This window comes from Rhodopseudomonas sp. WA056 (assembly GCF_010906995.1).
Lineage (GTDB): Bacteria > Pseudomonadota > Alphaproteobacteria > Rhizobiales > Xanthobacteraceae > Rhodopseudomonas > Rhodopseudomonas palustris_G.
Window position 1 is genome coordinate 1 of record NZ_QPFS01000268.1, and the last position, 460, is coordinate 460.

Annotated in this window: 1 protein-coding gene; it reads right to left on the minus strand. The window is 73.0% G+C overall.

From position 1 onward, the window contains the following. Positions 1-460, minus strand: a 460-nt coding sequence (locus DU475_RS23965; protein WP_164633534.1) for an alpha/beta fold hydrolase, incomplete at both ends; no start/stop codon positions are given.

Sequence of the window (460 nt, forward strand, 5' to 3'; positions counted from 1 at the left end):
GGCGAACTCGACGATTAGCCCGGCGACATCCTGCGGGCGTTCCTCATGGGCGAGATGGCCGAGCCCGGGCATGATTACGGTGCGGGCGCCGGGGACCATCGTCTTCACTCGCTCGGCGTCGCTCGACGCGATGGTCCTGTCGTTGCTGCCGGCGATCAGCAGCAGGCGCGGCGCGAGCTGCGGCAGCTCGGCGGCCAGCCGCTCCAGCCGCCATCCCGCCATCATGGTCAGCGCCGCCGCGACATGACCCGGACTGCACACCAGCCGGCGATACAGCTCGACGCCCTGCGGATCGAGCGTCGACCCAGTGTCGGCGATCATCCGTTCCACCATGCCCTGCGTCCGGGCGAACCGCGCCACCAGGCGCGGCACCATCGCGCTTGCCGCCAGCAGCCGCGCCAGCGGCAGCCTCCAGCGCCCGGCGCGCCCGCCGATCGGCACCCGCCCGCCGTTGAGGCCG